The organism is Kluyvera ascorbata (assembly GCF_023195735.1).
Classification (GTDB): Bacteria; Pseudomonadota; Gammaproteobacteria; order Enterobacterales; family Enterobacteriaceae; genus Kluyvera; species Kluyvera ascorbata.
Genome location: NZ_CP096201.1, coordinates 4,531,002 through 4,554,467, shown reverse-complemented (window position 1 = coordinate 4,554,467; position 23,466 = coordinate 4,531,002). Strand labels below are relative to the sequence as shown.

Sequence of the window (23,466 nt, the reverse complement as noted above, 5' to 3'; positions counted from 1 at the left end):
AAGCGGGTAGTATAGGTAATCACCTGTACCTACGTAAAATAGTTCATCACAAGGACAGGCGGCAGCTTGCCATCAACCCCTCTGTGAATAAATGTATACAGGGAAAGAATAAGTAAACATTCTCCCGGCATTTCTGCCGGGAGAATAGATTATAATTGTTGTCTGGCGTAATCGAAAGGTGAGACCGGATTTTCACTATTCGCATCGAGAAAATCTGCCCACCATTGCAGCATCAATTTGCGTTCATCTAAGAACTCAGCTTTATGAATGTAGGCCGCACGTACGCCATTACGTTCCTGATGGCTCATCTGGCGCTCCACAGCATCTCTCGACCATAATCCTGACTCAATCAACGAACTACAGGCCATTGCCCGGAAGCCGTGACCACAGACATCGACCTTTGTATCGTAGCCCATAAGACGTAGTGCGTTATTCACTGTATTTTCACTCATGGGTTTCCATGGATTGTGATCGCCAGTGAAAATCAGTTCATATTCCCCGCTGATGGCTTGGATTTGTTTGAGAATATCCAGTGCCTGAGTTGATAGCGGGACCAGATGCTCTGTACGCATTTTAGAGCCTCGATGCGAGTACTTGACCCCTTCAATAGGTTTCCGCTCGGGAGGAATGGTCCACATGGCTTTCTTGAAGTCGATCTCAGACCACCTAGCAAAGCGTAGTTCACTGGAACGTATGAAGATAAGCAGGGTAAGTTTGGTTGCCAGCCGGGTGAGAGGTTGTCCTCTGTAGTTGTCCAGTCGTTCAAGCAGCTCTGAAATGCGATTTAAGGCGAGGGCAGGGCGATGCTGGCGCTTCACCGTCGTTAAAGCACCAGCCATATCCACGGCAGGGTTATAGCTGATAATGCCGGACTGGGCAGCATAGCGCATGATGGCAGTGATACGCTGCTGAAGGCGGGCTGCAATCTCATATATCTCTTTGGATTCGGCTGTTTTAACGGGGACAAGTAAATCGGTGGATTGGCCCCTATATTTCCATACACTTTTTATCACTTAACCCATTACTGGTTCGCCGCCGCAGATATTCCCGTGGCGAACGATACCCCAGTGCACTATGCGGATGCCATTCGTTGTAATGTTCGAAGGCCTCCGCAAGGTTCTTTACCGCTGTTAACCCGTCGGGTTTCGGCATGATGCTGATGTAATCGCGCTTCATCGTTTTCACGAAGCTCTCTGCCATCCCGTTGCTTTCCGGGCTACGTACCGCCGTATGTTTAGGCTCCAGTCCTACCATTCTGGCGAACTGACGCGTCTGATAAGAACGGTAGGCTGAACCGTTGTCTGTCAGCCACTCAACTGGGGATGTCGGCAGGCTGTTACCGAAGCGACGCTCCACGGCACCCAGCATGACGTCCTGCACGGTTTCACTGTCATATCCACCGTTACTGGCCGCCCAGTAAAGTGCCTCGCGATCGCAACAGTCCAGAGCGAACGTGACCCGCAGTTTTTCACCGTTATCACAGCTGAACTCGAAGCCGTCAGAGCACCACCGCTGGTTACTTTCTCCAACGGCCACTTTCCCTGTATGCGCCCGCTTCGATGGCGGTATTTCCGGTTTACGCTCAAGCAGCAGCGCATTCTGACGCATGATGCGGTATACGCGTTTGGCATTGATCACCGCCATGTCGTCAGTTTCTGATTGTCTGCGCAACAGTGCCCATACCCGACGATAACCATAGGTGGGCAGATCGCCGATAACGGTATGGATACGGGCCAGCGCGTCAGTATCATCAGGCTTGCGCTTGCACCGACGATCCTGCCAGTCCTTCGACCGACGGGCTATGGCATGCAGTTGCGCACGTGAGACCCGGAGGCAACGACTGACAAGGCTTATTCGCCATCCTCCGGTAACAAGGGCACGTGCGCTATCCACTTTTTTTGTCGGCCATATTCAACGGCTTCTTTTAGCAGCTCGTTTTCCATGGTTTTCTTGCCCAACAGGCGCTGCAGCTCTTTAATTTGCTTCATCGCAGATGCCAGCTCCGACGCGGGCACAACCTGTTCTCCTGCGGCAACGGCTGTAAGGCTGCCTTCCTGATACTGCTTACGCCACAGGAACAGCTGACTGGCAGCAACGCCATGCTGACGGGCGACCAGCGACACGGTCATTCCGGGCTCAAAACTCTGCTGAACAATGGCGATTTTTTCCTGAACACTTCGCCGTCTGCGCTTCTCTGGACCTAAAACATCAATCATTCGGACTCCAACGACTAGTCTAAAAACTAGTATTAAGACTATCACTAACTTAAGTGATACCAACTGTCTGGAGATTCATGGGGCCAGTCTAATCGGGAGTTCTGAGGGTGGTAATATCACGTGAGCCGATAAGAGGAAATACGTGACTCTCAAGACTTTTGAGCACCTTCTCGCTGTGAGCTTCGGACCATTTTTTGTTGCTCTTGTGCCACTGACGTGCAACAAGCTCGAACGTATTGCTGGCCTCCTGTACTGCTTTCTTTACTCGTTTCTGTTCGCACGGATCAATTCCCTCCGTTATCTGTTTCCTTGCCGCATCGCGCTTTTCCCTTGCTTCTGATAATGAGACTTCAGGATAGACGCCCAGAGCGAGCGTTTTCTCTTTGCCCAGAAACCGATAGCGGAGTCGCCAGTAACGCGAGCCGTTAGGGTGAACGAGCAAAAACATGTTGCCGCTGTCAGCAAGTTTATAAGGTTTTTCATCCGGTTTAGCTGCCCGGATTTTAGCGTCAGTGAGCGCCATTGGTGGGGTCTCCTGATAGTAAAAGGGGTATAAATTTTATCGAATCAGACTATACCCTCAGTTGTACCCTCGCAAGGGACTTGAAGCGGGTTGAATTTGATTGAGTTGGGTGGAGTTAACGTATTGTGGATGTGTTGATTTTCGCGGGTTCAGAATGCAAAAACGGACCTCCGTGGAGGTCCGTTGATATGAATTTGGTGCCCGGACTCGGAATCGAACCAAGGACACGGGGATTTTCAATCCCCTGCTCTACCGACTGAGCTATCCGGGCAACGAGGCGCATTAAACCGTAGTCGCCTCCGCGCGTCAACCAAAATCACCGAAAAGCCGTTCAACTGCTTACTATTGCGGCAATCTACGCGTTTCTCTTCCTTTTTCCGCCTATTGTGCGGCTGGAGCTTAGGTCAGCGCACCGTTCTGGCGGCACTGGGCAAAGCGCAGGATGTCTTCAGCGAGACGGTGCGCGGTGTCCACGTCGGCCTGGCTGCGGCTGACCAGCATGCGGCTGAGGCAACCTTCCAGCACCAACTGCATCTGTTTGGCGACCATCGCCGGGTCGTCCACTTCCAGTTGGGTCAGCAGTTCGTGGCTGTAGTCATAGGCGGCCTGCTTTTGCTGCGCGGCGAGCTGATGAATCGGGTGGTCTGCTTCTGGGTAGAAGGTGCAGGCGGCGATAAACAGGCAGCCGGGGTAGCGGTTTTTAGTCACGCAGTCGGTTAGCGCGCTGTAGCGGGCCAGCAGTTTTTGCTCGGGAGTCAGTTCTTCGTTGAGCATCAACTGGCGACGCCAGGTCTCAACCTGCTGGCTCAGGTAGCGCAGCGCGTCATACAGCAGCGCTTCGCTGTCCGGCCAGAAACGGCGCAGTTCGTCCAGTGGACGGTCTACGCGTTCGGCAACCATCTCCAGCGTGGTGCTCGCAATCCCTTCTTGCTCGAGGAGCTGTAGGGCTTCTCCTAGTACGTCTTCGCGTTGCACGTGTCTCTCCTCCGTTGACGGCTATCCGTCTAAAAGTGTTGTCTACGGTTGGCGATCGCGCAAATGTGCGCGGAACGCGGCGGCATCCTTAAAGCCGGTCACCCGTAGTGCGGGCTGCTCGTTGCCGTTCTCATCAAAGAAGAGAATGGTTGGCAGGCCCAGAACCTGTAAATGTTTTAGCAGCGCCACGTCCTGCGCACTGTTGGCGGTGACGTCCGCCTGTAGCAGTACGGTATTTTGCAGCGCCTGCTGCACCTGCGGGTCGCTAAAGGTGTACTTCTCAAACTCTTTGCAGGCCACGCACCAGTCGGCGTAAAGGTCGAGCATGACCGGCTTGCCCTGAGCGTTGGCCAGCGCGGCGTTCAGCGTCTCAACGCTGTTGATGCGGGTAAAGTTGAGGTGCGACTGGCTCTGCGCCACGGTAGTACCAAAGGCCCAATCCTGAAGCGGGCGTACGCTAATCAGCGCGGCGGCGAGCAGGAGTATTTGGCCGATGCGCTGCCACGGCTTTTTCAAACCAAGACTGGTGATAAACGCCCAGCCGAAGAATGCCACGCCGAGCATCGACCACAGTCGCAGCCCCCAGGTGTCACCAATAATACGTTCCAGCAGGAACACTGGCAGGGCGAGGATCACAAAGCCAAACGCGGTTTTGACGTGCGCCATCCACGGCCCGCTTTTGGGCAGCAGTCGGTTGCCGAATACCGTCACCAGAATCAGCGGCAGACCCATGCCCAACGCGTAGAGGTACAGCGTACCGCCACCGAGCCATAGATTACCGCTTTGGGCTATGTACAGCAGGATGGCGCTCAGCGGCGCGGTGGTACACGGCGAACAGATAAGCCCGGCAATCGCGCCCATTGCAAATACGCCGCCCATTGAGCCGCCCTGTTGGCGGTTGCTCATCAGGGTAAGGCGAGTTTGCAGCGACGATGGCAATTGCAGCGAGAAGGCACCAAACATCGACAGCGCCAGCAGGATAAACACCGCCGACAGGCCGATGAGCACGTAAGGGTGCTGAAGCGCTGCCTGGAACTGCATTCCGGCGGCGGCTACCACCAGGCCGAGCGCGGTGTAGGTCAGCGCCATGCCCTGCACGTAGATAAAGGCCAGCAGCAGCGCGCGGGCGGTGGAGAGGCGCTGTTTGCCGCCGAGGACGATGCCGGAGATCAGCGGATACATTGGCAGCACGCAGGGGGTGAAGGCGATGCCGATGCCGATGAGTAAGGCCCAGAGGGCGCTAAACGGGAGTTCGGTGCTGGTGTCGCCCCTCACCCCGGCCCTCTCCCCGGAGGGGAGAGAGGGAGGTGTCTGCTCGGCTTGCGCGACCGCGCTCAATGGTACGGTTTTGGTTTCCGGCGGGTAGCAGAAGCCCGCATCGGCGCAGCCCTGGTAGGTGACGGTAAGCATCGCACCTGCGTTGGCCTGGGTCAGCGTCACCGGTACGGTCAGGCTGTGGCGATAGATCTCGCTTTTGCCGTAGAACTCGTCGCTATGCCATTCGCCGTTGGGCAACTGGAGCGGAGCGATGCTGGCGTTAGCGGGGGTAACCTGCACCTGTTTGCGATACAGGTAGTAGCCGTCTTTCACCTGCCAGGTAAGTTTTACATCGTGCTGGTTTTGCTGAAAATCAAAGGCGAAAGCCTGGTCGGCAGGAACGAATTGCGAGCGGCCGGGCGCGTCGAACAGCCCGGCAAAGGCCGAGGTGCTGCACAGCAGCAGAATCAGCGTAAGGAAGCGTTGAGCCATGAGAGGTAATCGGTATCTGCGTGAGTAACGGGTAAAACCAGAAGTTCGGGCGTTTGATACGGGTGGTGAGCCTTCAGACAGTCGAGCAGCGCCTGCTGGTGCGCGTGGTCGGTTTTCAGCAGCATCTGCACTTCATACTCCTGTTCGAGTTTCCCCTCCCAGTAGTAGAGCGATGTTGCGCCGGGCAGCAGCGTGGCGCAGGCCGCCAGCTTTTCTGCCAGCACTTTCGCCGCCAGGTCCTGGGCGGTGGCTTCATCAGGAGCAGTACAGAGAACCACAACAGCGTCGGGAGTACTCATTGCAAACCTCGTATCGATGAAAAGAGGCACTATAGCACGGCGGGTAATGGGGATTGAATGAATCGGGCCGCAGCGCGGCCCGACTTTAACGATTTTTACAGCGGATTAGAGCATCAGGCCGCCGAAGATAAAACCGAGGATCACGCACAGGGTAATGGCGATCACGCCCGGGATCAGGAAGGCGTGGTTAAACACGTATTTGCCGATGCGCGTAGAGCCGGTGTCATCCATCTCTACCGCGGCCAGCAGCGTCGGGTAGGTTGGCAGCACGAACAGCGCGGAAACCGCCGCGAAGGAAGCAATCGCCGTCAGCGGGGTTACGCCGAGCATCAGCGCCGCAGGCATCAGCGCTTTGGTGGTTGCCGCCTGGGAGTAAAGCAGGGTTGCGGCAAAGAACAGCACCACCGCCAGCAGCCACGGGTAATTGTGCAGCAGGTCGCCCGCTACTGCCTGAATGTCGGTGATATGCGCTTTCACGAAGGTATCGCCCAGCCATGCAACGCCCAGCACGCATACGCAGGCGCTCATACCGGATTTAAAGGTGCTGGCGTTGAGAATTTCACCGGTGTCCACTTTACAGGTCACGCAAATCAGCGTGGCGATGGTTAGCATAAACACCACAATCGCTTCGTTACGCGGCAGTACTGGGTTCTGAATCAGCCCGACGGTGTCGCTGATGGCGGTGGCGTAGAACATCACCGCCACAATACCAATCAGGAACAGCAGGACGGAGCGCTTCGCGTGCGGCTTCAGCTCAAACACTTTGCTACCGCGCAGGCGCACTTCACCTTTTGCCAGACGTTCCTGATACACCGGGTCGTCTTTCAGCTCGCAGCCGAGGAAGTTACAGACAACGGCGGTGAGCATAACGGCAATCAGCGTTACCGGAATACAGATGGAGAGCAGCGTCAGGTAGCTCACGCCCATCGGTTCCAGAATGCCGGCGAAGAACACCACCGCCGCGGAAATCGGCGAGGCGGTAATCGCAATCTGCGAGGCGACCACGGCAATAGAGAGCGGGCGAGAAGGGCGGATCCCCTGCTCTTTGGCGACTTCAGTGATGACCGGCAGCGTGGAGAACGCGGTGTGCCCAGTGCCCGCCAGAATGGTCATAAACCAGGTGACCAGCGGCGCTAAGAAGGTGATGTATTTGGGGTGACGGCGGAGCAGTCGCTCGGCCAGACTGACGAGATAATCCATCCCTCCCGCAATCTGCATCGCGGCAATGGCAGCGATAACCGCCATGATGATTTCAATAACGTCAAAGGGTATCGCACCGGGTTTAATTTGAAAGATGAGCGTCAGTACCAGCACGCCGAAACCGCCAGCGAAACCAATGCCGATACCGCCAAGTCTTGCCCCCAGATAAATGGCAAGAAGCACAATGACCAGTTCTGCTCCAAACATAATAGCCTTCCTTGTTTAACAAGTTGATATGTAATTGTTGTGTTTTCGTGAATTATAGAAACAAAAAAGGCATGTCATCATGACATGCCTCAGTTTATTAGTCAGAAAGACTACTGTTCGCTTTCATCGGTATATCGCTTCGCTTTATAGGCCGGATGCATCAGGTTTTGCGGGGAGAAGATATCGTCCAGCTCCGCCTCCGTCAGCAGTCCGCGCTCCAGCACCACTTCACGTACGCTCTTACCGGTTTCGGCACAAATTTTACCGACAATGTCGCCGTTGTGGTGGCCGATGAACGGGTTGAGGTAGGTGACGATACCAATCGAGTTATAGACGTAGCTTTCGCACACTTCTTTGTTCGCGGTAATCCCGTCGATGCATTTTTCCAGCAGGTTGTAGCAGGCGTTGGTCAGGATGTGGATAGACTCAAACAGCGCCTGGCCAATCACTGGCTCCATCACGTTCAGCTGCAGCTGACCGGCTTCAGATGCCATGGTGACGGTGGTGTCGTTGCCGATAACCTTGAAGCACACCTGGTTCACCACTTCTGGCACCACCGGGTTAACTTTGGCTGGCATGATGGACGAGCCCGCCTGCAGTTCCGGCAGGTTGATTTCGTTCAGGCCAGCGCGCGGGCCGGAGGAGAGCAGGCGAAGGTCGTTACAGATCTTCGACATTTTCACCGCCAGGCGTTTCAGCGAGCTGTGTACCATCACGTACGCGCCGCAGTCGGAGGTTGCTTCGATCAGGTCTTCTGCCGGGACAACCGCCAGATTACTGACTTCCGCCAGCTTCTGTACCGCCAGCTGTTGATAGCCGTCCGGGGTGTTCAGGCGAGTACCGATAGCGGTCGCGCCGAGGTTCACTTCCAGCAGCAGTTCTGCGGTGCGCAGCAGGTTTTTGGTCTCTTCGGTCAGTAGCACGTTGAACGCGTGGAACTCCTGGCCCAGGGTCATCGGTACCGCATCCTGCAGCTGGGTACGGCCCATTTTCAGGATGTCCTGGAATTCCGCCGCTTTGCGCTGGAAGCCTTCGCCCAGCTGATTAATCGCATCAATCAGCTTCAGAATAGAGGTGTACACCGCGATGCGGAAACCGGTTGGGTAGGCGTCGTTGGTGGACTGGCATTTGTTGACGTGGTCGTTCGGGTTCAGGTACTGGTATTCCCCTTTCTGGTGGCCCATCAGCTCCAGGCCGATGTTTGCCAGTACCTCGTTGGTGTTCATGTTAACGGAGGTGCCTGCACCGCCCTGGTAAACGTCTACCGGGAACTGGTCCATGCATTTGCCGTTATTCAGGACTTCATCACAGGCAGCAATAATGGCATTCGCCACGCCTTTAGGGATCGTTTGCAGTTCTTTGTTCGCCAGGGCCGCTGCTTTTTTCACCATCACCATCCCACGAACAAATTCCGGGATGTCGCTGATTTTGCTGTTGCTGATGTAAAAGTTTTCAATCGCTCTCAGAGTATGAACGCCGTAATAAGCGTCAGCCGGAACTTCCCTGGTACCCAACAGATCTTCTTCGATACGAATGTTGTTTAGCATGTGAACCTTCTATTTGCGAGCTGCCAATGATTTCACCAAATACGCATAATCTGAATGGTTATGCGTTTTCTGACCGCAGATTATTTCCTTAATCGGCCCGGTGTCCATGATCATATGCTGATAATAGCGGATTGCAGTAATCTGGATCACTTATTATCAGACGGAACAGATAAGAATTATTGATTTGTGAAATGAGTCACCGCTTGACCATTGTTGACAAAATTATGGACAGGTGCTGATTGAAATACGATGAATCACCACCATCTAAAGGTAGTGTAGCGGGCTGTGAATCGCTGCAAACGCGCGAATCGCGTTATTTTTCGAACAGGAGATGCCAGTGCGCTGGATACCGTTAATTGCCATTTTTCTCTATGTTTACATTGAGATATCGATTTTTATCCAGGTCGCCCATGTGTTTGGCGTCCTGCTGACGTTAGTGCTGGTTATTTTTACCTCCGTCATCGGCATGTCGCTGGTGCGCAATCAGGGCTTCAAAAACCTGATGCTGATGCAGGAAAAAATGCAGGCGGGCGAAAGCCCGGCGGCCGAGATGGTCAAAAGCGTTTCGCTGATCCTCGCCGGTTTGCTGCTGCTGTTGCCAGGGTTTTTCACCGACTTCTTAGGTCTGGTGCTGTTGCTGCCGCCGGTGCAGAAACATCTCACCGTGAAGCTGATGCCGTATCTGCACTTTAATCGGATGCCGGGCGGCGGGTTTGCGGGCGGTACTACGAGTGGGCAGACGTTTGACGGTGAGTATCAGCGTAAGGACGAGCGTCCGGACCAGTTGGACAACAAAGACGATAATCGCCCGTAAGTTAGGGTGATAATAAAAAGCCGGAGCGCGTTGAGTCTCCGGCTTTTTTATGCCTGATGGTGCTAGGCTTTCCTTTTCGGCAGCAGCACCCACAGCGCGGCCAGCATCACGATCGCGTACAGGCTCTTCCATCCCACCATTGACAGCAACAGCACGCACAGCGCCACGCCCACGACGGATAATGCGCGGTAGCGCCCGCCTAACAACCGGCAGCCCGCCAACATGCACAGCAGATAAATCATAATAAAGATGCCGTTGGCATAGACGATCAGCGCATCGAGGTTGATGTTTAGCCAGTAGCTGGCAAGCGTGCTCACCATGCAACTGCCAATCACCACGCTCAGCGCATTGCGCGGCACCAGCCCCGGCGAGAGGCGCGCCAGATAGCTATCCGGCTTAGACTGCGCCTGCGACCACACCAGCCGGGCGAAGCTTTGAATATAGATATTGAGGCTGGCGAAGCAGGCGAGGAAGCCGACCACGCTCGCCAGCCACAGCGCTTTCACGCCAAACAGTTGCACCACGATGGTCGGCAGCGAGGCCGCCGCGGTATTGGCGGCACCGTAGGCGTGGAAGTGCAGCACCAGTACTGTACAGGCCCAGTAGACCACGCCCGCCAACAGCAGGCCGATAATCAGCGCGCGCGGGAAGTCGCGCTCCGGGTTGCGGAATTCTGAGGCCATATGGGCGAATGCTTCTAAGCCGACGAAGCACCAGAACATCACCGATAGCGCGGCGAAAAGCTGTGAACTGTCGACATCCGGTAGCGCCGGGAAAGGGATCGCTTTTACAGAAATATCGCCGTAGACCCAAATGGCGGCCAGCAGGGCAACAATCAAAATGGCGACCAGCGTCTGCAAATTAGCGCTGGAGCTGGCGCCGCGTGAGCCCAGCCACCAGACAATCGCCAGCGTCGCCATCTCCGCCATCAGCAGCTGCCAGCCATGCCAGCCGAACAGCGCCTGGGTAAAGCCAGAGGCGATATGCAGCGCGGCGGGCAGGCCAACCGGGATAACGGAAAGGAACAGCCAGCCGGTCACGCGGGCGAGGCGAGGGCCAAAGGCCATTTCGACGAAGTGCGCTACGCCGCCGGCGCTGGGAAAGTGTCGACCCAGAAGGGCAAAAACAATCGCCACGGGAAAGACCAGTACAATCAGCGCGGGCCATGCCCACAGGCTATTATCACCGGCGACCAGCGCACCCAGCGCCGGAACGGCAAAGACGCCGGTGCCGAGCAGTGACGTTGATAGTAATCCTACTCCCTGAGCTAACCCGAGCTCCTGTTTAAGTCCCGCCATGTCCCTCGTCCACACCCTTGCAAAAAGAGCAAAATGTTACCACATCCCCCCTCCCGACGGCCCCGCGGCATTGTGCTGTTCTAAGCCGGTAATTCAGCGATTTATCGTGATTGCGCTGCCGGGCAAAATTTTTTTTAGGGTGCCCCCTTGAAGGGCAAAATAACCATCCCCATCTCTCTGGCACTAGCCGGAAAACCGTTTACGGCCCGGCATCACCCATAACTGATAATGACTTTCTCAAAGGAGAGCTATCAATGAGTATTCGTCCGTTACATGATCGTGTGATCGTCAAACGCAAAGAAGTTGAAACCAAATCCGCAGGCGGCATCGTTCTGACCGGTTCTGCGGCAGCAAAATCAACTCGTGGCGAAATCATCGCTGTCGGTAAGGGCCGCATCCTGGAAAACGGGACCGTGCAGCCGCTGGACGTTAAAGTTGGTGACATCGTGATTTTCAACGATGGCTACGGCGTGAAATCTGAGAAGATCGACAATGAAGAAGTGTTGATCATGTCTGAAAGCGACATCCTGGCAATTGTTGAAGCGTAAGCAACGCGCGAACGAATTTGAGGAATAGAAGAAATGGCAGCTAAAGACGTAAAATTTGGTAACGACGCTCGTGTAAAAATGCTGCGCGGCGTTAACGTACTGGCAGACGCAGTTAAAGTTACCCTGGGCCCTAAAGGCCGTAACGTTGTTCTGGACAAATCCTTCGGCGCACCAACCATCACCAAAGATGGCGTATCTGTAGCACGTGAAATCGAACTGGAAGACAAGTTCGAAAACATGGGTGCACAGATGGTGAAAGAAGTTGCCTCTAAAGCGAACGACGCTGCAGGTGACGGTACCACCACCGCGACCGTACTGGCTCAGGCTATTATCGCAGAAGGCCTGAAAGCCGTTGCTGCGGGCATGAACCCAATGGACCTGAAGCGCGGTATCGACAAAGCCGTTCTGGCTGCAGTCGAAGAACTGAAAGCGCTGTCCGTACCTTGCTCCGACTCTAAAGCGATTGCTCAGGTTGGTACCATCTCCGCTAACTCCGACGAAACCGTAGGTAAACTGATCGCTGAAGCGATGGATAAAGTCGGTAAAGAAGGTGTGATCACCGTTGAAGACGGTACCGGTCTGGAAGACGAACTGGACGTGGTTGAAGGTATGCAGTTCGACCGTGGCTACCTGTCCCCATACTTCATCAACAAACCAGAAACTGGTGCTGTTGAGCTGGAAAGCCCGTTCATCCTGCTGGCTGACAAAAAAGTTTCCAACATCCGCGAAATGCTGCCAGTTCTGGAAGCCGTTGCTAAAGCAGGCAAACCACTGGTTATCATCGCTGAAGACGTTGAAGGCGAAGCGCTGGCTACTCTGGTGGTTAACACCATGCGCGGTATCGTGAAAGTCGCTGCTGTTAAAGCACCTGGCTTCGGCGACCGTCGTAAAGCTATGCTGCAAGATATCGCAACCCTGACCGGCGGTACCGTTATCTCTGAAGAGATAGGTATGGAGCTGGAAAAAGCAACCCTGGAAGACCTGGGTCAGGCTAAACGCGTTGTGATCAACAAAGACACCACCACCATCATCGATGGCGTGGGTGAAGAAGCTGCGATCCAGGGCCGCGTTGCTCAGATCCGCAAACAGATTGAAGAAGCAACTTCTGACTACGACCGTGAAAAACTGCAGGAACGCGTAGCGAAACTGGCTGGCGGCGTTGCGGTAATCAAAGTCGGTGCAGCTACCGAAGTTGAAATGAAAGAGAAAAAAGCACGCGTTGACGATGCCCTGCACGCGACCCGTGCTGCGGTAGAAGAAGGCGTGGTTGCTGGTGGTGGTGTAGCGCTGGTTCGCGTTGCCGCTAAACTGGCTGGCCTGACCGCTCAGAACGAAGATCAGAACGTCGGTATCAAAGTTGCGCTGCGCGCAATGGAAGCTCCACTGCGTCAGATCGTTTCCAACGCCGGTGAAGAGCCATCTGTTGTTGCGAACAACGTGAAAGCGGGCGAAGGTAACTACGGTTACAACGCAGCAACTGAAGAATACGGCAACATGATCGACTTCGGTATCCTGGACCCAACTAAAGTGACCCGTTCTGCTCTGCAGTACGCTGCATCCGTTGCTGGTCTGATGATCACCACCGAGTGCATGGTTACCGACCTGCCAAAAGGCGACGCTCCTGATTTAGGCGCAGCTGGCGGCATGGGCGGCATGGGTGGTATGGGCGGCATGATGTAATCGTGCGCTATACCCCATAGCATCAAGAAACCCCCGAGCAGAAATGCTCGGGGGTTTTTCTTTTGGTCATCTTTTAGGTATAAGGTTTACACACGGGCGGCTTGCGTCCAGCTCATTGATTATGGGGAATAACATGCAGGTAAAATATTTGGCAGGGATCGTTGGCGCAGCGCTGCTGCTGGCCGGCTGTAGCTCAACCACGGAACTGACCTCTGGCGGCCAGAACGTACGCTTTGTAGAAGATAAACCGGGTGCGGAGTGTCAGCTGCTGGGTACCGCTACCGGGACTCAGGGTAACTGGCTTTCTGGGCAGCAGGGTGCTGAAGGTGGCTCTCTGCGCGGTGCGGCCAATGCGCTGCGTAACCACGCCGCAGAGATGGGCGGCAACGTTATTTATGGCGTAAGCAGCCCGACCCAAGGCGTACTGTCCAGCTTCGTGCCGACCGACAGCGAAATGAACGGTCAGGTTTATAAGTGCCCGAACTGATTCACGCGTAGCGCCCCCGCTAGTATTTCGGGGGCGTAGTGCGTCAGGCTTTTTCTGCGTTTTTTTCTACGCTTTGCTGTAGTTGATACAGCGCCTGCATGCAGGCATCAGCCGTGAAGGTTTTACGTTTGTCAGAAGAGAGTGCTCTGACAAAAACCTGGCACGGTAAGCCCGCGAGTTTCTTCAGCCTTGGACTGCAATCTAACAGCCGACGGGTGACGGCTTCGACGTCTTTGGTGCCCGGTTTGCTGCGCGTTTTAATCACCGTCCCGCTAAACTGTGTTTTCCCTTCGGTATCGGTATAACGATAGATAACCGCCAGATGGTGAACGAACAGGTTTCGTTTCCAGGCCGGATGGTCGTATGTGTCGTATTCCAGATTACCGCCTGCCTGGCAGTCCACATCGTACAGTGGCAGGAAATCCAGCATGGAAGAGATACGCAGCGACAGCTCGTTCATCCCCGCGTTATTGATGGCATGGACCATCACGGTCACCAGCAGCTCGATTTGCAGCAGGTCAACGACCAGTTCGACCTTTTTGCCGGAATGCAGCGTCAGGGTGAACGTCTGGGTTTCATTGTCATCATGCGTGAGTGCGATGGCGTTGACGCGCAGATTCACGTCGGCTTGCTCCAGCTCTTCGCGCTGCAAAGCTGGGATATTCTGGTGCATTTTCGCAGTGGCTTTATCGCGCGCCTTTTCGTAGCGGCTATGCTCGTCGGCGCTGAGCTGCGGGATCTGAGCAAGACGGTATTCGAGGGCAATCAGCAAATCTTTCAGCACGATAGCGGGCAGGAAAAAGAGCGACTCTTTGTTACGCGGCTCTTTAACTTTTAAGGCCAGCGCAATGAAGTTATTTTCCTGACGAATAACGCCTGCGTTAATGCCTTTGATGGAAATAGACAAACGGTTCTCCTTAACCATTTTTAGGTTAAATGTGTTTACTTAACTTATTGATTTAAATTATTTTTAGACAAAGCTGAAGGGTTAAAATAACACAGACCATTATGATGTCCAAAAAAAGAGGCAGACCGAAGTCTGCCTTTTCATTTCGTTTATTGCTGACGTAGCTGGAGATCCAGCGGTGTTTTACTGGGCTCGCCGCCAATTTCTCGCGCCAGTCTCGGTACCATATAACCGGAGATAAGCGTGAGCAGTTCGCGCATAATTTCTCGCGCTTCGTCATCGCTGACGAGGAAGTGTGCTGCGCCCTGTACTTTATCCAGCACGTGCAGGTAATAAGGCATCACGCCGGCATCAAACAGCGCATTGCTGAGGTTCGCCAGGGTCTGCGCGTTATCGTTCACGCCGCGCAGCAATACGCTCTGGTTGAGTAGCGTTACGCCTGCCCGGCGTAAGCGTGCCATGGCGTGACGGAACTCATCGTCAATCTCATTGGCGTGGTTGATATGGTTCACCAGCAGGATCTGCAACGATGAACGTTCAAAGCGTGCCGTCAGCGTGTCGGTGATGCGCGCTGGAATGACGATCGGCAAGCGGCTATGAATGCGCAGGCGCTTGATATGCGGAATGGCCTCAAGCTGGGTGAGCAGCCAATCGAGTTCGTGATCTTTTGCCATCAGCGGATCGCCGCCTGAGAAAATGATTTCGTCCAGTTCCGGATGCGCACTTACATAGTCCAGCGCAGCCTGCCAGTTCCGCTTATTGCCCTGATTGTCGGCATACGGGAAGTGACGGCGGAAGCAATAACGACAATTCACCGCACAACCGCCTTTTACCAGCAATAGCGCACGATTACGGTACTTATGCAGCAGTCCGGGCACCACGCTGTGCTGCTCTTCCAGAGGATCGGTGGAAAAACCGGGCGCGGCAATAAACTCTTCTTGCGAGGTAAGTACCTGACGCAAAAGCGGATCGTTCGGATTGCCTTTCTCCATTCGCGCCACAAACGCTCGCGGAACGCGTAGAGCAAACAGGCGCTTAGCCTCACGGCCAGCGAGCAAATTATCATCAGCGTCTATATTCAGAAGACGTAATAGTTCATCCGGATCGGTGAGAACATCGGCAAGTTGCATCAACCAATCTTCTCTGGATGGGGTATTTAGGGTTACAATATGCGCCATTTTGTGGCTTAGCTACCATTTAACAATTTCAGAGGGCCTTATGGCGACTTACTATAGCAACGATTTTCGTGCTGGTCTTAAAATCATGATGGACGGCGAACCGTACGCGGTTGAAGCCAGTGAATTCGTTAAACCGGGTAAAGGTCAGGCATTCGCACGCGTTAAGCTGCGCCGCCTGCTGACCGGTACTCGCGTAGAGAAAACCTTCAAGTCTACCGACTCCGCTGAAGGCGCAGACGTTGCCGACATGAACCTCACCTTCCTGTACACCGACGGTGAATTCTGGCACTTCATGAACAACGAAACCTTCGAGCAGCTGGCTGCCGATGAGAAAGCGGTTGGCGACAACGCTAAATGGCTGCTGGATCAGGCTGAATGCATCGTGACCCTGTGGAACGGTCAGCCTATCGCCGTGACCCCACCGAACTTCGTTGAACTGGAAATCATTGAAACCGATCCAGGCCTGAAAGGTGATACCGCAGGTACTGGCGGCAAACCAGCTACCCTGTCCACTGGCGCAGTGGTTAAAGTTCCACTGTTCGTCCAGATTGGCGAAGTGATCAAAGTCGATACCCGCTCCGGCGAATACGTATCTCGCGTGAAGTAATTCATGCTTTGATCGCCCGGCGCAGCAGCGATGCTGCGCCAGCCTTTACCCCGTCCGTCCCAATCTTCTGTTTTTCCCGCTTCGTCTTCTTCCGAAAAAAAACGCTGATATCCAACATCCTGAGTGAAGTTGTCTATGCTTATGAAGCAAGATAACGATAACTGGCTCTTAAGGATGACATTATGGTGAAAAAAGCGATCGCAGCATTTTTTACGGTTCTGGTTCTCTCCTCTGCACTGACGGCCTGTAACACGACGCGGGGTATCGGTGAGGATATTTCCGACGGTGGTAGCGCAATTTCTGGGGCAGCAACCAAAGCGCAGCAATAAATCGAGTCTGACGGTACGACGCACGGTTGTACCGTCGTTTTTCAACGCTTATACTTCCCTCTGTTACACCTTCCAACACCTTGCGGGACGACCCGTAGGCGTATCTCACCCGGGGACGGCCCCATCATTATGGAGCCTGCTATGTCCTGGTTAATTCTCTTTGTTGCTGGTCTGCTGGAAGTCGTCTGGGCCGTTGGTCTGAAATACACTCACGGTTTTAGCCGCCTGGTGCCGAGCGTGATTACCATTGTGGCGATGATTGCCAGCATGGCGCTGCTGTCGTGGGCGATGAAAAGCCTGCCGGTGGGAACGGCCTATGCGGTATGGACGGGGATTGGCGCGGTAGGCGCGGCGATTACCGGTATTCTGTTGCTGGGCGAGTCGGCAAGCCCGATGCGCATCGCCAGTCTGGTGCTGATTGTGATGGGGATTATTGGCTTAAAGATGAGCGCGCATTAATGGCGCTGGCCTAAACGATTTGGCCGGGCTACGTATAATGTCGTAGCTCGGCCAAGCTTAGCGCCGCCGGGAAGCGGCACGGCGTTAAATAAACAGCACGCCGACCAGCGTCACCACCGTCAGAATCGCTGCCAGCCCGTAGAATACCCACTTTCCGTTCGGAACGTGGATTTTCAGGTCATGCATTGCGTGGTGAATACGGTGTAAACCGCACCACAGCGGCAGTACGATCATCAGGAAGATAAACGCTCGGCCAATCAGGCTGTGGGCAAAGCCCAGTACGCGTTCGTAGCTGAAAGCATCGGCCGGTGCCAGGCCTAATGGCAGCAGCACGCCAACCAGCAGCACGATGACCGGCGCAATAATCGCGCCCCACATGCCGCCTGCGCCAAACAGACCCCAGAATACCGGTTCATCGGAACGTTTTGGGTTCGGGTTAATCATACCAGTCTCCTTACCAGAACAACGCGACAAGCAGAATCACCACGCTGACGAGCGCAGTAACCACCCAAAGCCCTTTGATAATCGGCTCTGGCCCCATTTTTTCGCTTTTAACGATGATGTTGGCAGCCTTCGGCGCCAGCTCAAACCAGGTTTTGGTATGCAGCAGTGCGGCGACCAGGGTAATCAGGTTCAGCACCACCACCACCGGGTTTTGCAGGAAACCGACGTAGCCCGCCCAGCTTTCCGCGCCGTGCTTCAGCGCAAACAGACCGTAAATCAGCACGATGCTGAACCACACCGTAGGTACCGCCGTCCCTTCACGCAGCATATAGAAGCGATAAAACGGCAGATTTTTCCACCAGGTGGACGGCATTGGCCGTACATAGGGTTTGCGTTTAGTCGTCATCATGCACTCCTTAGCGTGGTTTCAGGGTGGCAATAAGAAAGTCTTTCGAGCTTTCCACCTTGCCCTGCTGAATAGCGGCTGCCGGGTCGACGTGTTTCGGACACACTTCGGAACAATAGCCAACAAACGTACAGGTCCAGACGCCGTTCTGGCCGTTTAGCTGCGCCATGCGTTCTTTCTTACCGTGGTCGCGGCTGTCTTCATTGTAGCGATGCGCCAGGGTAATCGCCGCCGGGCCAATGAACTCTGGGTTCAGGCCAAACTGCGGGCAGGCGGCATAGCACAGACCGCAGTTGATGCAGCCCGAGAACTGGTGGTACTTCGCCATCTGCGCCGGGGTCTGGGTATTTGGCCCCTGATCCGGCGTGCGTGGGTTGCCGATGATGTACGGCTTAATCGCTTCCAGACTTTCGATAAAGTGGGTCATGTCGACCACCAGATCGCGCTCGATAGGGAAGTTTGCCAGCGCCTCGACCTTGATTCCTTTGGTGTATTCACGCAGGAAGGTTTTACAGGCGAGCTTCGGCACCTTGTTGACCATCATGCCGCAGGAGCCGCAGATAGCCATACGGCAGGACCAGCGATAGCTCAGGTCCGGCGCGAGGTTATCTTTGATGTAGCCCAGGGCATCGAGCAGCGAGGTCTGCTCATCGTAAGGCACTTCATAGAAGGCGCTGTGCGGTGCGCTGTCCACTTCCGGGTTGTAGCGCACAATCTCAATTTTTAAATTCTGCATCTCAGCCATTCGCCGTCTCCTTCTTCTCGGCCGCTTCGGCTTCCGCGCCGTAGACGCGTTTTGCCGGTGGCAGGGTCGTTATCTTCACATCGCTGTAGTCGAGGCGAGTTGTGCCGTCGGCGTCGCGGAAGGCGAGGGTATGCTTGAGGAAATTGATGTCGTCACGTTCGGTGCAGCCTTCGTCCAGACGCTGGTGCGCGCCGCGGGACTCTTTACGCGCCATGGCGGAATGCGCCATACATTCGGCAACGTTCAGGCCATGGCCCAGCTCGATGGTATACAGCAGGTCGGTGTTGAAGACGCTGGAGGTATCGGTCACGCGTACGCGTTTGAAGCGCTCCTGGAGTTCAGCCAGCTTATCGATGGTTTTCTGCATTAGCTCTGGCGTACGGTAAATGCCGCAGCCTTCTTCCATCGACAGACCCATTTCATCACGAATCTTCGACCAGTTTTCGTTACCTTCCTGATTGACCAGCGCTTTCAGGCGGTTTTCGATATCGCTGACCTGCGCGTCCAGCGCGCTGCCGTTGGCTTCACCGGCGGTTGCCGCGCGAGCCATCGCCTGTTCACCGGCCATGCGGCCAAACACCACCAGTTCTGCCAGCGAGTTGGAGCCCAGACGGTTGGCGCCGTGCAGACCGACGGAAGAACATTCACCGACGGCAAACAGACCTTTAATACGGGTTTCACACTGCTGATCGGTTTCAATACCGCCCATGGTGTAGTGTGCGGTTGGACGGACCGGAATCGGCTCTTTCACCGGGTCGACGCCCACGTAGGCTTTCGCCAGTTCGCAGATAAACGGCAGACGTTCCAGCAGTTTTTTCTCGCCGAGGTGGCGCAGGTCGAGGTAGACCACGTCGCCGCGCGGCGTTGGCACGGTATTGCCTTTGCGCCATTCGTGCCAGAAGGCCTGGGAGACTTTGTCGCGTGGACCCAGCTCCATGTATTTGTTTTTCGGTTCGCCGAGCGGGGTTTCCGGGCCCATGCCGTAATCCTGCAGATAGCGATAGCCGTTTTTGTTGACCAGAATGCCGCCTTCACCGCGGCAGCCTTCGGTCATCAGGATACCCGAACCCGGCAGACCGGTTGGGTGATACTGAACAAATTCCATGTCGCGTAATGGAACGCCGTGGCTCAGCGCCATGCCCATGCCGTCGCCGGTGACGATGCCGCCGTTGGTGTTGTAGCGATAGACGCGGCCTGCGCCGCCGGTAGCCATCACTACCGCGTTGGCGCGAATTTGCACCAGCGAGCCTTCCATCATGTTCATCGCCACCAGGCCGCGGGCCTGACCGTCATCGACCAGAATGTCGAGGACGAAGTGCTCGTCAAAGCGTTGAATTTGTGGGAACTGAAGGGAGGTCTGGAACAGGGTATGCAGCATGTGGAAGCCGGTTTTATCGGCGGCAAACCAGGTGCGTTCAATCTTCATACCGCCGAAGCGGCGAACGTTGACGCTACCGTCTGGCCGACGGCTCCACGGACAGCCCCACTGTTCGAGCTGGGTCATTTCGGTTGGGCAATGATGGACGAAGTAATCGACGACATCCTGCTCGCAAAGCCAGTCGCCGCCGGCGACGGTGTCGTGAAAATGGTATTCGAAGCTATCATGGTCCTGTGCGACGGCGGCGGAGCCACCTTCTGCGGCCACCGTGTGGCTGCGCATAGGATAAACTTTTGAGATCAATGCGATTTTGGCTTTTGGGTTGGCCTGGGCGGCTGCGATAGCAGCACGTAATCCGGCTCCGCCTGCGCCAATGATGGCTAGATCGGCTTGAAAGGTTTGCACGACATTCCTCCAGATTTTTGTTATTTCACAACAGGCTGCGTCGGGGGATATCACGTGGCCTGCGCAAAAACGTTTCCACTGCTCCTTTATGGGTAAAGCAGTATACCCGTAGGGTTGTGGGGGAAATTTGATGTGTTCGATTTTTTTGTTGTTATGTGCGGTTTATTTATCACTGTAGCTGATGAATTACGTTGTGGAATTAATTAGAGAAATCTTCTCTCCGGCTATTCTGGAAATTACTGAGCAATATTTGTGTCGTGTATCACTTGCGGGTAGACTTCGTGCCCTTGTCTGAAATCGGAGAAAAAAACATGAGCGAGACGGCAACCTGGCAGCCGAGCGCATCCATCCCTAACCTGTTAAAGCGCGCGGCACTGATGGCGGAAATTCGTCGTTTCTTTGCTGACCGTGGAGTACTGGAGGTGGAGACGCCTTGTATGAGCCAGGCAACGGTGACTGACGTACATTTGGTTCCGTTTGAGACTCGCTTTGTTGGCCCAGGACATTCCGACGGAATGAACCTGTATCTGATGACCAGCCCGGAATACCACATGAAGCGCCTGCTGGCGGCTGGTTGTGGCCCGGTGTTCCAGCTTTGCCGTAGCTTCCGCAACGAAGAGATGGGCCGCCACCATAACCCGGAATTCACCATGCTGGAGTGGTATCGCCCTCACTTCGATATGTATCGCCTCATTAACGAGGTGGACGATCTGCTACAGCAGGTACTGGAAACCCAGCCGGCAGAAAGCCTCTCCTACCAGCAGGCTTTCCAGCGCCATCTGGAAATTGACCCGCTGTCGGCGGACAAAACGCAGCTGCGTGAAGCGGCGGCGAAGCTCGATTTGAGCAACGTGGCTGATACCGAAGAAGATAGGGATACGCTGCTGCAGCTGTTGTTTGCCTTTGGCGTAGAGCCGCACATCGGTAAGGATCGCCCGACGTTTGTTTATCACTTCCCGGCAAGCCAGGCGTCGCTGGCGCAGATTAGCGCTGAAGACCACCGCGTGGCTGAACGCTTTGAGGTTTACTTTAAGGGAATTGAACTGGCGAACGGTTTCCACGAACTGACCGATGCTCGCGAACAGCAGCAGCGTTTCGAACAGGATAACCGTAAACGTGCGGCGCGCGGCCTGCCGCAGCAGCCTATCGATCAAAACCTGCTGGACGCGCTGGCCGCTGGCCTGCCGGACTGTTCCGGCGTGGCGTTGGGCGTTGACCGTCTGATCATGCTGGCGCTGGGGGTGGAAACCTTGTCCGAGGTGCTGGCCTTTAGCGTAGATCGCGCGTAACCCTCTCTTCGTTAAGATAAAATGGCGCTTTCTGCGCCATTTTTAGTCATATATTTTCAAATTCCCTCTTAAGGTCACAAGATTCGTCTGGTTATTTGCTATCATCCAGCCAGCAATTTCTCGCGTCGATTTTCCGTTGCCTTGCTCTCGCAAGTATGCCGCGCGGTGCCCTGTCGATGTGTAAAAAAAATGTTCTAAAATAAGGGATGGTCATATGACCCAATCAATTAAAAAGATGAGCCTGATAGGACTCATCCTTATGATATTTACGTCAGTATTTGGCTTTGCTAATAGCCCTTCTGCTTTTTATCTGATGGGCTATAGTGCGATAACCTGGTATATATTTTCCGCGCTTTTATTCTTTATCCCATTCGCCTTAATGATGGCTGAAATGGGTTCGGCGTATCGTAAAGAAGAAGGCGGGATCTATTCCTGGATGAATAATAGCGTGGGCCCACGTTATGCGTTTATCGGCACCTTTATGTGGTTCTCCTCTTATGTGGTCTGGATGGTGAGTACCTCCGCCAAGGTGTGGGTACCGTTCTCTACCTTCCTGTTTGGCTCTGACATGACGCAGCACTGGGGCGTGGCGGGGCTGCAATCGACGCAGGTTGTGGGTCTGCTGGCCGTTGTCTGGATGGTGCTGGTTACCACGGTGGCCTCTAAGGGGATTAATAAAATCGCCCGCATTACCGCGGTTGGCGGTATTTCGGTAATGTGTCTGAATTTGGTTTTATTGTTAGTGAGTATTGCCATTTTGTTATTAAATGGCGGCCACTTTGCACAACCACTTAATTTCACTACTTCGCCAAACCCAGGTTATCAATCCGGTCTGGCGGTATTATCGTTTGTGGTATTTGCTATTTTCGCCTATGGCGGAATTGAAGCCGTCGGTGGCCTGGTGGATAAAACCGATAAACCAGAAAAGAACTTCGCTAAAGGAATTGTTTTTGCGGCGATTGTTATCTCTATCGGTTATTCGCTGGCGATCTTCCTGTGGGGTGTGAGTACCAACTGGCAGCAGATCCTGAGCGACCGTTCGGTGAACCTCGGCAATATTACCTATGTGCTGATGACCAGCCTGGGCTCAACGCTCGGCAATGCCATACACCTGTCGCCAGAAGCGTCGGCGACCGTAGGCGTGTGGTTTGCGCGCATCACCGGCCTGTCGATGTTCCTTGCCTACACCGGGGCATTCTTCACTCTGAGCTACTCGCCGCTGAAAGCGATTATTCAGGGTACGCCAAAAGCGCTGTGGCCTGCGTCGATGACCCGCCTGAATGCCAACGGTATGCCGTCCACCGCCATGTGGATGCAGTGCCTGCTGGTGAGTGCGTTCATCCTGCTGGTGTCATTTGGTGGTGATACCGCGTCGGCGTTCTACAACAAACTGACGCTGATGGCGAATGTGTCGATGACCCTGCCATACCTGTTCCTGGCGCTGGCCTTCCCGTTCTTTAAGGCCAAAATGGATCTCGAACGTCCGTTTGTGATTTTCAAAACCAAAGTCTCAACGCTGCTGGCAACCAGCGTGGTTGTGCTGGTGGTGACCTTCGCCAATATTTTCACCATTATTCAGCCGGTGATTGAAGCAGGGGACTGGAGCAGTGCAATGTGGATGATTGGCGGGCCGATCTTCTTCTCGCTGCTGGCGATGGCGATTTATGAAAACTATCATCGCCGCGTTAACCGTCAGCCGGTACTGGTGGCAGAGTAAACCTGCGGTAGCCCGGCCGAACGTAGTGACGCCGGGATTTCCCCGGAGTCGGTGCTAGC

The 23,466-nt window shown here is 54.7% G+C and carries 22 protein-coding genes, 1 tRNA gene and 2 pseudogenes; 9 read left to right on the top strand and 16 right to left on the bottom strand.

The genetic code is table 11. The features are described 5' to 3' along the window. Positions 1-149: 149 nt before the first annotated feature. The 9 genes and pseudogenes from MY052_RS21760 to aspA all read right to left on the bottom strand — a co-directional run. A pseudogene (locus MY052_RS21760) lies at positions 150-983 on the bottom strand (tyrosine-type recombinase/integrase); the annotation flags it as partial. Between the two features lie 4 nt (positions 984-987). Further along, a protein-coding gene (locus MY052_RS21755) for an IS3-like element ISEc36 family transposase (protein WP_154298512.1) occupies positions 988-2,216 on the bottom strand; the annotation gives its coding sequence in 2 pieces (ribosomal slippage) (positions 988-1,901 and positions 1,901-2,216; 1,230 coding nt in all). A 91-nt stretch (positions 2,217-2,307) separates the two neighbouring features. After that, positions 2,308-2,739: pseudogene (locus MY052_RS21750) on the bottom strand (tyrosine-type recombinase/integrase); the annotation flags it as partial. A 195-nt stretch (positions 2,740-2,934) separates the two neighbouring features. Continuing rightward, positions 2,935-3,010 (bottom strand) — tRNA-Phe (locus MY052_RS21745). A gap of 128 nt (positions 3,011-3,138) precedes the next feature. Next, complete coding sequence (locus MY052_RS21740; RefSeq protein WP_248537857.1) at positions 3,139-3,714, bottom strand: transcriptional regulator; 576 nt, start codon at positions 3,712-3,714, stop codon at positions 3,139-3,141. A gap of 42 nt (positions 3,715-3,756) precedes the next feature. After that, positions 3,757-5,463: a protein-disulfide reductase DsbD gene (locus MY052_RS21735; protein WP_248537856.1), complete on the bottom strand. Its 1,707-nt coding sequence runs from the start codon at positions 5,461-5,463 to the stop codon at positions 3,757-3,759. Further along, complete coding sequence (gene cutA / locus MY052_RS21730; RefSeq protein WP_035894239.1) at positions 5,439-5,762, bottom strand: divalent cation tolerance protein CutA; 324 nt, start codon at positions 5,760-5,762, stop codon at positions 5,439-5,441. The genes MY052_RS21735 and cutA overlap by 25 nt, the downstream gene beginning before the upstream one ends. Positions 5,763-5,867: 105 nt before the next feature. Further along, entirely contained in the window at positions 5,868-7,169 is a 1,302-nt protein-coding gene (locus MY052_RS21725) for an anaerobic C4-dicarboxylate transporter (RefSeq protein ID WP_248537855.1), read from the bottom strand. A 110-nt stretch (positions 7,170-7,279) separates the two neighbouring features. Continuing rightward, positions 7,280-8,716 (bottom strand): aspartate ammonia-lyase, encoded by a 1,437-nt coding sequence (gene aspA, locus MY052_RS21720; protein ID WP_035894237.1) that lies wholly within the window; start codon positions 8,714-8,716, stop codon positions 7,280-7,282. Between the two features lie 337 nt (positions 8,717-9,053). Between aspA and MY052_RS21715 the strand changes: the two genes are divergently transcribed. After that, positions 9,054-9,530, top strand: coding sequence for an FxsA family protein (locus MY052_RS21715; RefSeq protein WP_248537854.1), 477 nt, complete (start codon positions 9,054-9,056; stop codon positions 9,528-9,530). A 62-nt stretch (positions 9,531-9,592) separates the two neighbouring features. Here the strand turns inward: MY052_RS21715 and yjeH are convergent, their stop codons facing one another. After that, positions 9,593-10,828, bottom strand: a complete 1,236-nt coding sequence (gene yjeH, locus MY052_RS21710) for an L-methionine/branched-chain amino acid transporter (RefSeq protein ID WP_123651156.1) — start codon at positions 10,826-10,828, stop codon at positions 9,593-9,595. A 254-nt stretch (positions 10,829-11,082) separates the two neighbouring features. Here yjeH and MY052_RS21705 point away from each other — a divergent pair, with 254 nt between their 5' ends. From MY052_RS21705 to MY052_RS21695, 3 genes are all read left to right on the top strand, one after another. Next, complete coding sequence (locus tag MY052_RS21705; protein ID WP_003855929.1) at positions 11,083-11,376, top strand: co-chaperone GroES; 294 nt, start codon at positions 11,083-11,085, stop codon at positions 11,374-11,376. A 33-nt stretch (positions 11,377-11,409) separates the two neighbouring features. Continuing rightward, the gene (gene groL, locus MY052_RS21700; RefSeq protein ID WP_035894234.1) at positions 11,410-13,056 is read left to right on the top strand and encodes a chaperonin GroEL; all 1,647 of its coding nucleotides are present in this window, start codon (positions 11,410-11,412) and stop codon (positions 13,054-13,056) included. Positions 13,057-13,189: 133 nt separating this feature from the next. Then, complete coding sequence (locus tag MY052_RS21695; RefSeq protein WP_035894232.1) at positions 13,190-13,543, top strand: DUF4156 domain-containing protein; 354 nt, start codon at positions 13,190-13,192, stop codon at positions 13,541-13,543. A 43-nt stretch (positions 13,544-13,586) separates the two neighbouring features. Here MY052_RS21695 and yjeJ read toward each other — a convergent pair whose 3' ends face one another. Together yjeJ and epmB are read right to left on the bottom strand one after the other, a co-directional pair. Then, the gene (yjeJ, locus tag MY052_RS21690; RefSeq protein WP_202216709.1) at positions 13,587-14,450 is read right to left on the bottom strand and encodes a YjeJ family protein; all 864 of its coding nucleotides are present in this window, start codon (positions 14,448-14,450) and stop codon (positions 13,587-13,589) included. Positions 14,451-14,599: 149 nt separating this feature from the next. Further along, on the bottom strand, positions 14,600-15,628 hold the full coding sequence (gene epmB, locus MY052_RS21685) for an EF-P beta-lysylation protein EpmB (RefSeq protein WP_202216708.1): 1,029 nt from the start codon (positions 15,626-15,628) through the stop codon (positions 14,600-14,602). 40 nt (positions 15,629-15,668) lie between these two features. Between epmB and efp the strand changes: the two genes are divergently transcribed. From efp to sugE, 3 genes are all read left to right on the top strand, one after another. Next, a complete protein-coding gene (efp, locus tag MY052_RS21680) occupies positions 15,669-16,235 on the top strand; it encodes an elongation factor P (RefSeq protein ID WP_035894230.1) in 567 nt (188 codons plus the stop codon). A gap of 182 nt (positions 16,236-16,417) precedes the next feature. Further along, positions 16,418-16,564 carry a lipoprotein toxin entericidin B gene (gene ecnB, locus MY052_RS21675; RefSeq protein WP_035894229.1) on the top strand — a complete coding sequence of 49 codons (147 nt, stop codon included), beginning with the start codon at positions 16,418-16,420 and terminating at the stop codon, positions 16,562-16,564. 141 nt (positions 16,565-16,705) lie between these two features. Continuing rightward, positions 16,706-17,023 carry a quaternary ammonium compound efflux SMR transporter SugE gene (gene sugE / locus MY052_RS21670; protein ID WP_035894227.1) on the top strand — a complete coding sequence of 106 codons (318 nt, stop codon included), beginning with the start codon at positions 16,706-16,708 and terminating at the stop codon, positions 17,021-17,023. A gap of 84 nt (positions 17,024-17,107) precedes the next feature. Here sugE and frdD read toward each other — a convergent pair whose 3' ends face one another. Genes frdD through frdA form a run of 4 tightly spaced genes read right to left on the bottom strand, consistent with a single transcriptional unit; the run spans position 17,108 to position 20,401 of the window. Then, entirely contained in the window at positions 17,108-17,467 is a 360-nt protein-coding gene (frdD, locus tag MY052_RS21665) for a fumarate reductase subunit FrdD (RefSeq protein WP_035894225.1), read from the bottom strand. A 10-nt stretch (positions 17,468-17,477) separates the two neighbouring features. Further along, entirely contained in the window at positions 17,478-17,873 is a 396-nt protein-coding gene (gene frdC, locus MY052_RS21660; RefSeq protein WP_123651200.1) for a fumarate reductase subunit FrdC, read from the bottom strand. Between the two features lie 10 nt (positions 17,874-17,883). Further along, positions 17,884-18,618 carry a succinate dehydrogenase/fumarate reductase iron-sulfur subunit gene (locus MY052_RS21655; RefSeq protein ID WP_115074771.1) on the bottom strand — a complete coding sequence of 245 codons (735 nt, stop codon included), beginning with the start codon at positions 18,616-18,618 and terminating at the stop codon, positions 17,884-17,886. Next, positions 18,611-20,401, bottom strand: a complete 1,791-nt coding sequence (gene frdA / locus MY052_RS21650; protein ID WP_248537853.1) for a fumarate reductase (quinol) flavoprotein subunit — start codon at positions 20,399-20,401, stop codon at positions 18,611-18,613. Before frdA ends, MY052_RS21655 begins: the two co-directional genes overlap by 8 nt. A 311-nt stretch (positions 20,402-20,712) precedes the next feature. Between frdA and epmA the strand changes: the two genes are divergently transcribed. Both epmA and yjeM read left to right on the top strand, forming a co-directional pair. Beyond that, positions 20,713-21,690, top strand: coding sequence for an elongation factor P--(R)-beta-lysine ligase (epmA, locus tag MY052_RS21645; RefSeq protein ID WP_202216706.1), 978 nt, complete (start codon positions 20,713-20,715; stop codon positions 21,688-21,690). Positions 21,691-21,904: 214 nt separating this feature from the next. Beyond that, a complete protein-coding gene (gene yjeM / locus MY052_RS21640; protein ID WP_248537852.1) occupies positions 21,905-23,407 on the top strand; it encodes a glutamate/gamma-aminobutyrate family transporter YjeM in 1,503 nt (500 codons plus the stop codon). The last annotated feature ends 59 nt before the right edge of the window (positions 23,408-23,466 follow it).

Coding starts and splice junctions, on each gene's coding strand:
- MY052_RS21705 (WP_003855929.1), top strand. CDS start 11,083: ATGAGTATTCGTCCGTTACATGATCGTGTGATCGTCAAACGCAAAGAA.
- yjeH (WP_123651156.1), bottom strand. CDS start 10,828: ATGGCGGGACTTAAACAGGAGCTCGGGTTAGCTCAGGGAGTAGGATTA.
- efp (WP_035894230.1), top strand. CDS start 15,669: ATGGCGACTTACTATAGCAACGATTTTCGTGCTGGTCTTAAAATCATG.
- epmB (WP_202216708.1), bottom strand. CDS start 15,628: ATGGCGCATATTGTAACCCTAAATACCCCATCCAGAGAAGATTGGTTG.
- MY052_RS21735 (WP_248537856.1), bottom strand. CDS start 5,463: ATGGCTCAACGCTTCCTTACGCTGATTCTGCTGCTGTGCAGCACCTCG.
- epmA (WP_202216706.1), top strand. CDS start 20,713: ATGAGCGAGACGGCAACCTGGCAGCCGAGCGCATCCATCCCTAACCTG.
- ecnB (WP_035894229.1), top strand. CDS start 16,418: ATGGTGAAAAAAGCGATCGCAGCATTTTTTACGGTTCTGGTTCTCTCC.
- MY052_RS21725 (WP_248537855.1), bottom strand. CDS start 7,169: ATGTTTGGAGCAGAACTGGTCATTGTGCTTCTTGCCATTTATCTGGGG.
- aspA (WP_035894237.1), bottom strand. CDS start 8,716: ATGCTAAACAACATTCGTATCGAAGAAGATCTGTTGGGTACCAGGGAA.
- yjeM (WP_248537852.1), top strand. CDS start 21,905: ATGACCCAATCAATTAAAAAGATGAGCCTGATAGGACTCATCCTTATG.
- groL (WP_035894234.1), top strand. CDS start 11,410: ATGGCAGCTAAAGACGTAAAATTTGGTAACGACGCTCGTGTAAAAATG.
- frdC (WP_123651200.1), bottom strand. CDS start 17,873: ATGACGACTAAACGCAAACCCTATGTACGGCCAATGCCGTCCACCTGG.
- cutA (WP_035894239.1), bottom strand. CDS start 5,762: ATGAGTACTCCCGACGCTGTTGTGGTTCTCTGTACTGCTCCTGATGAA.
- frdD (WP_035894225.1), bottom strand. CDS start 17,467: ATGATTAACCCGAACCCAAAACGTTCCGATGAACCGGTATTCTGGGGT.
- MY052_RS21695 (WP_035894232.1), top strand. CDS start 13,190: ATGCAGGTAAAATATTTGGCAGGGATCGTTGGCGCAGCGCTGCTGCTG.
- sugE (WP_035894227.1), top strand. CDS start 16,706: ATGTCCTGGTTAATTCTCTTTGTTGCTGGTCTGCTGGAAGTCGTCTGG.
- MY052_RS21655 (WP_115074771.1), bottom strand. CDS start 18,618: ATGGCTGAGATGCAGAATTTAAAAATTGAGATTGTGCGCTACAACCCG.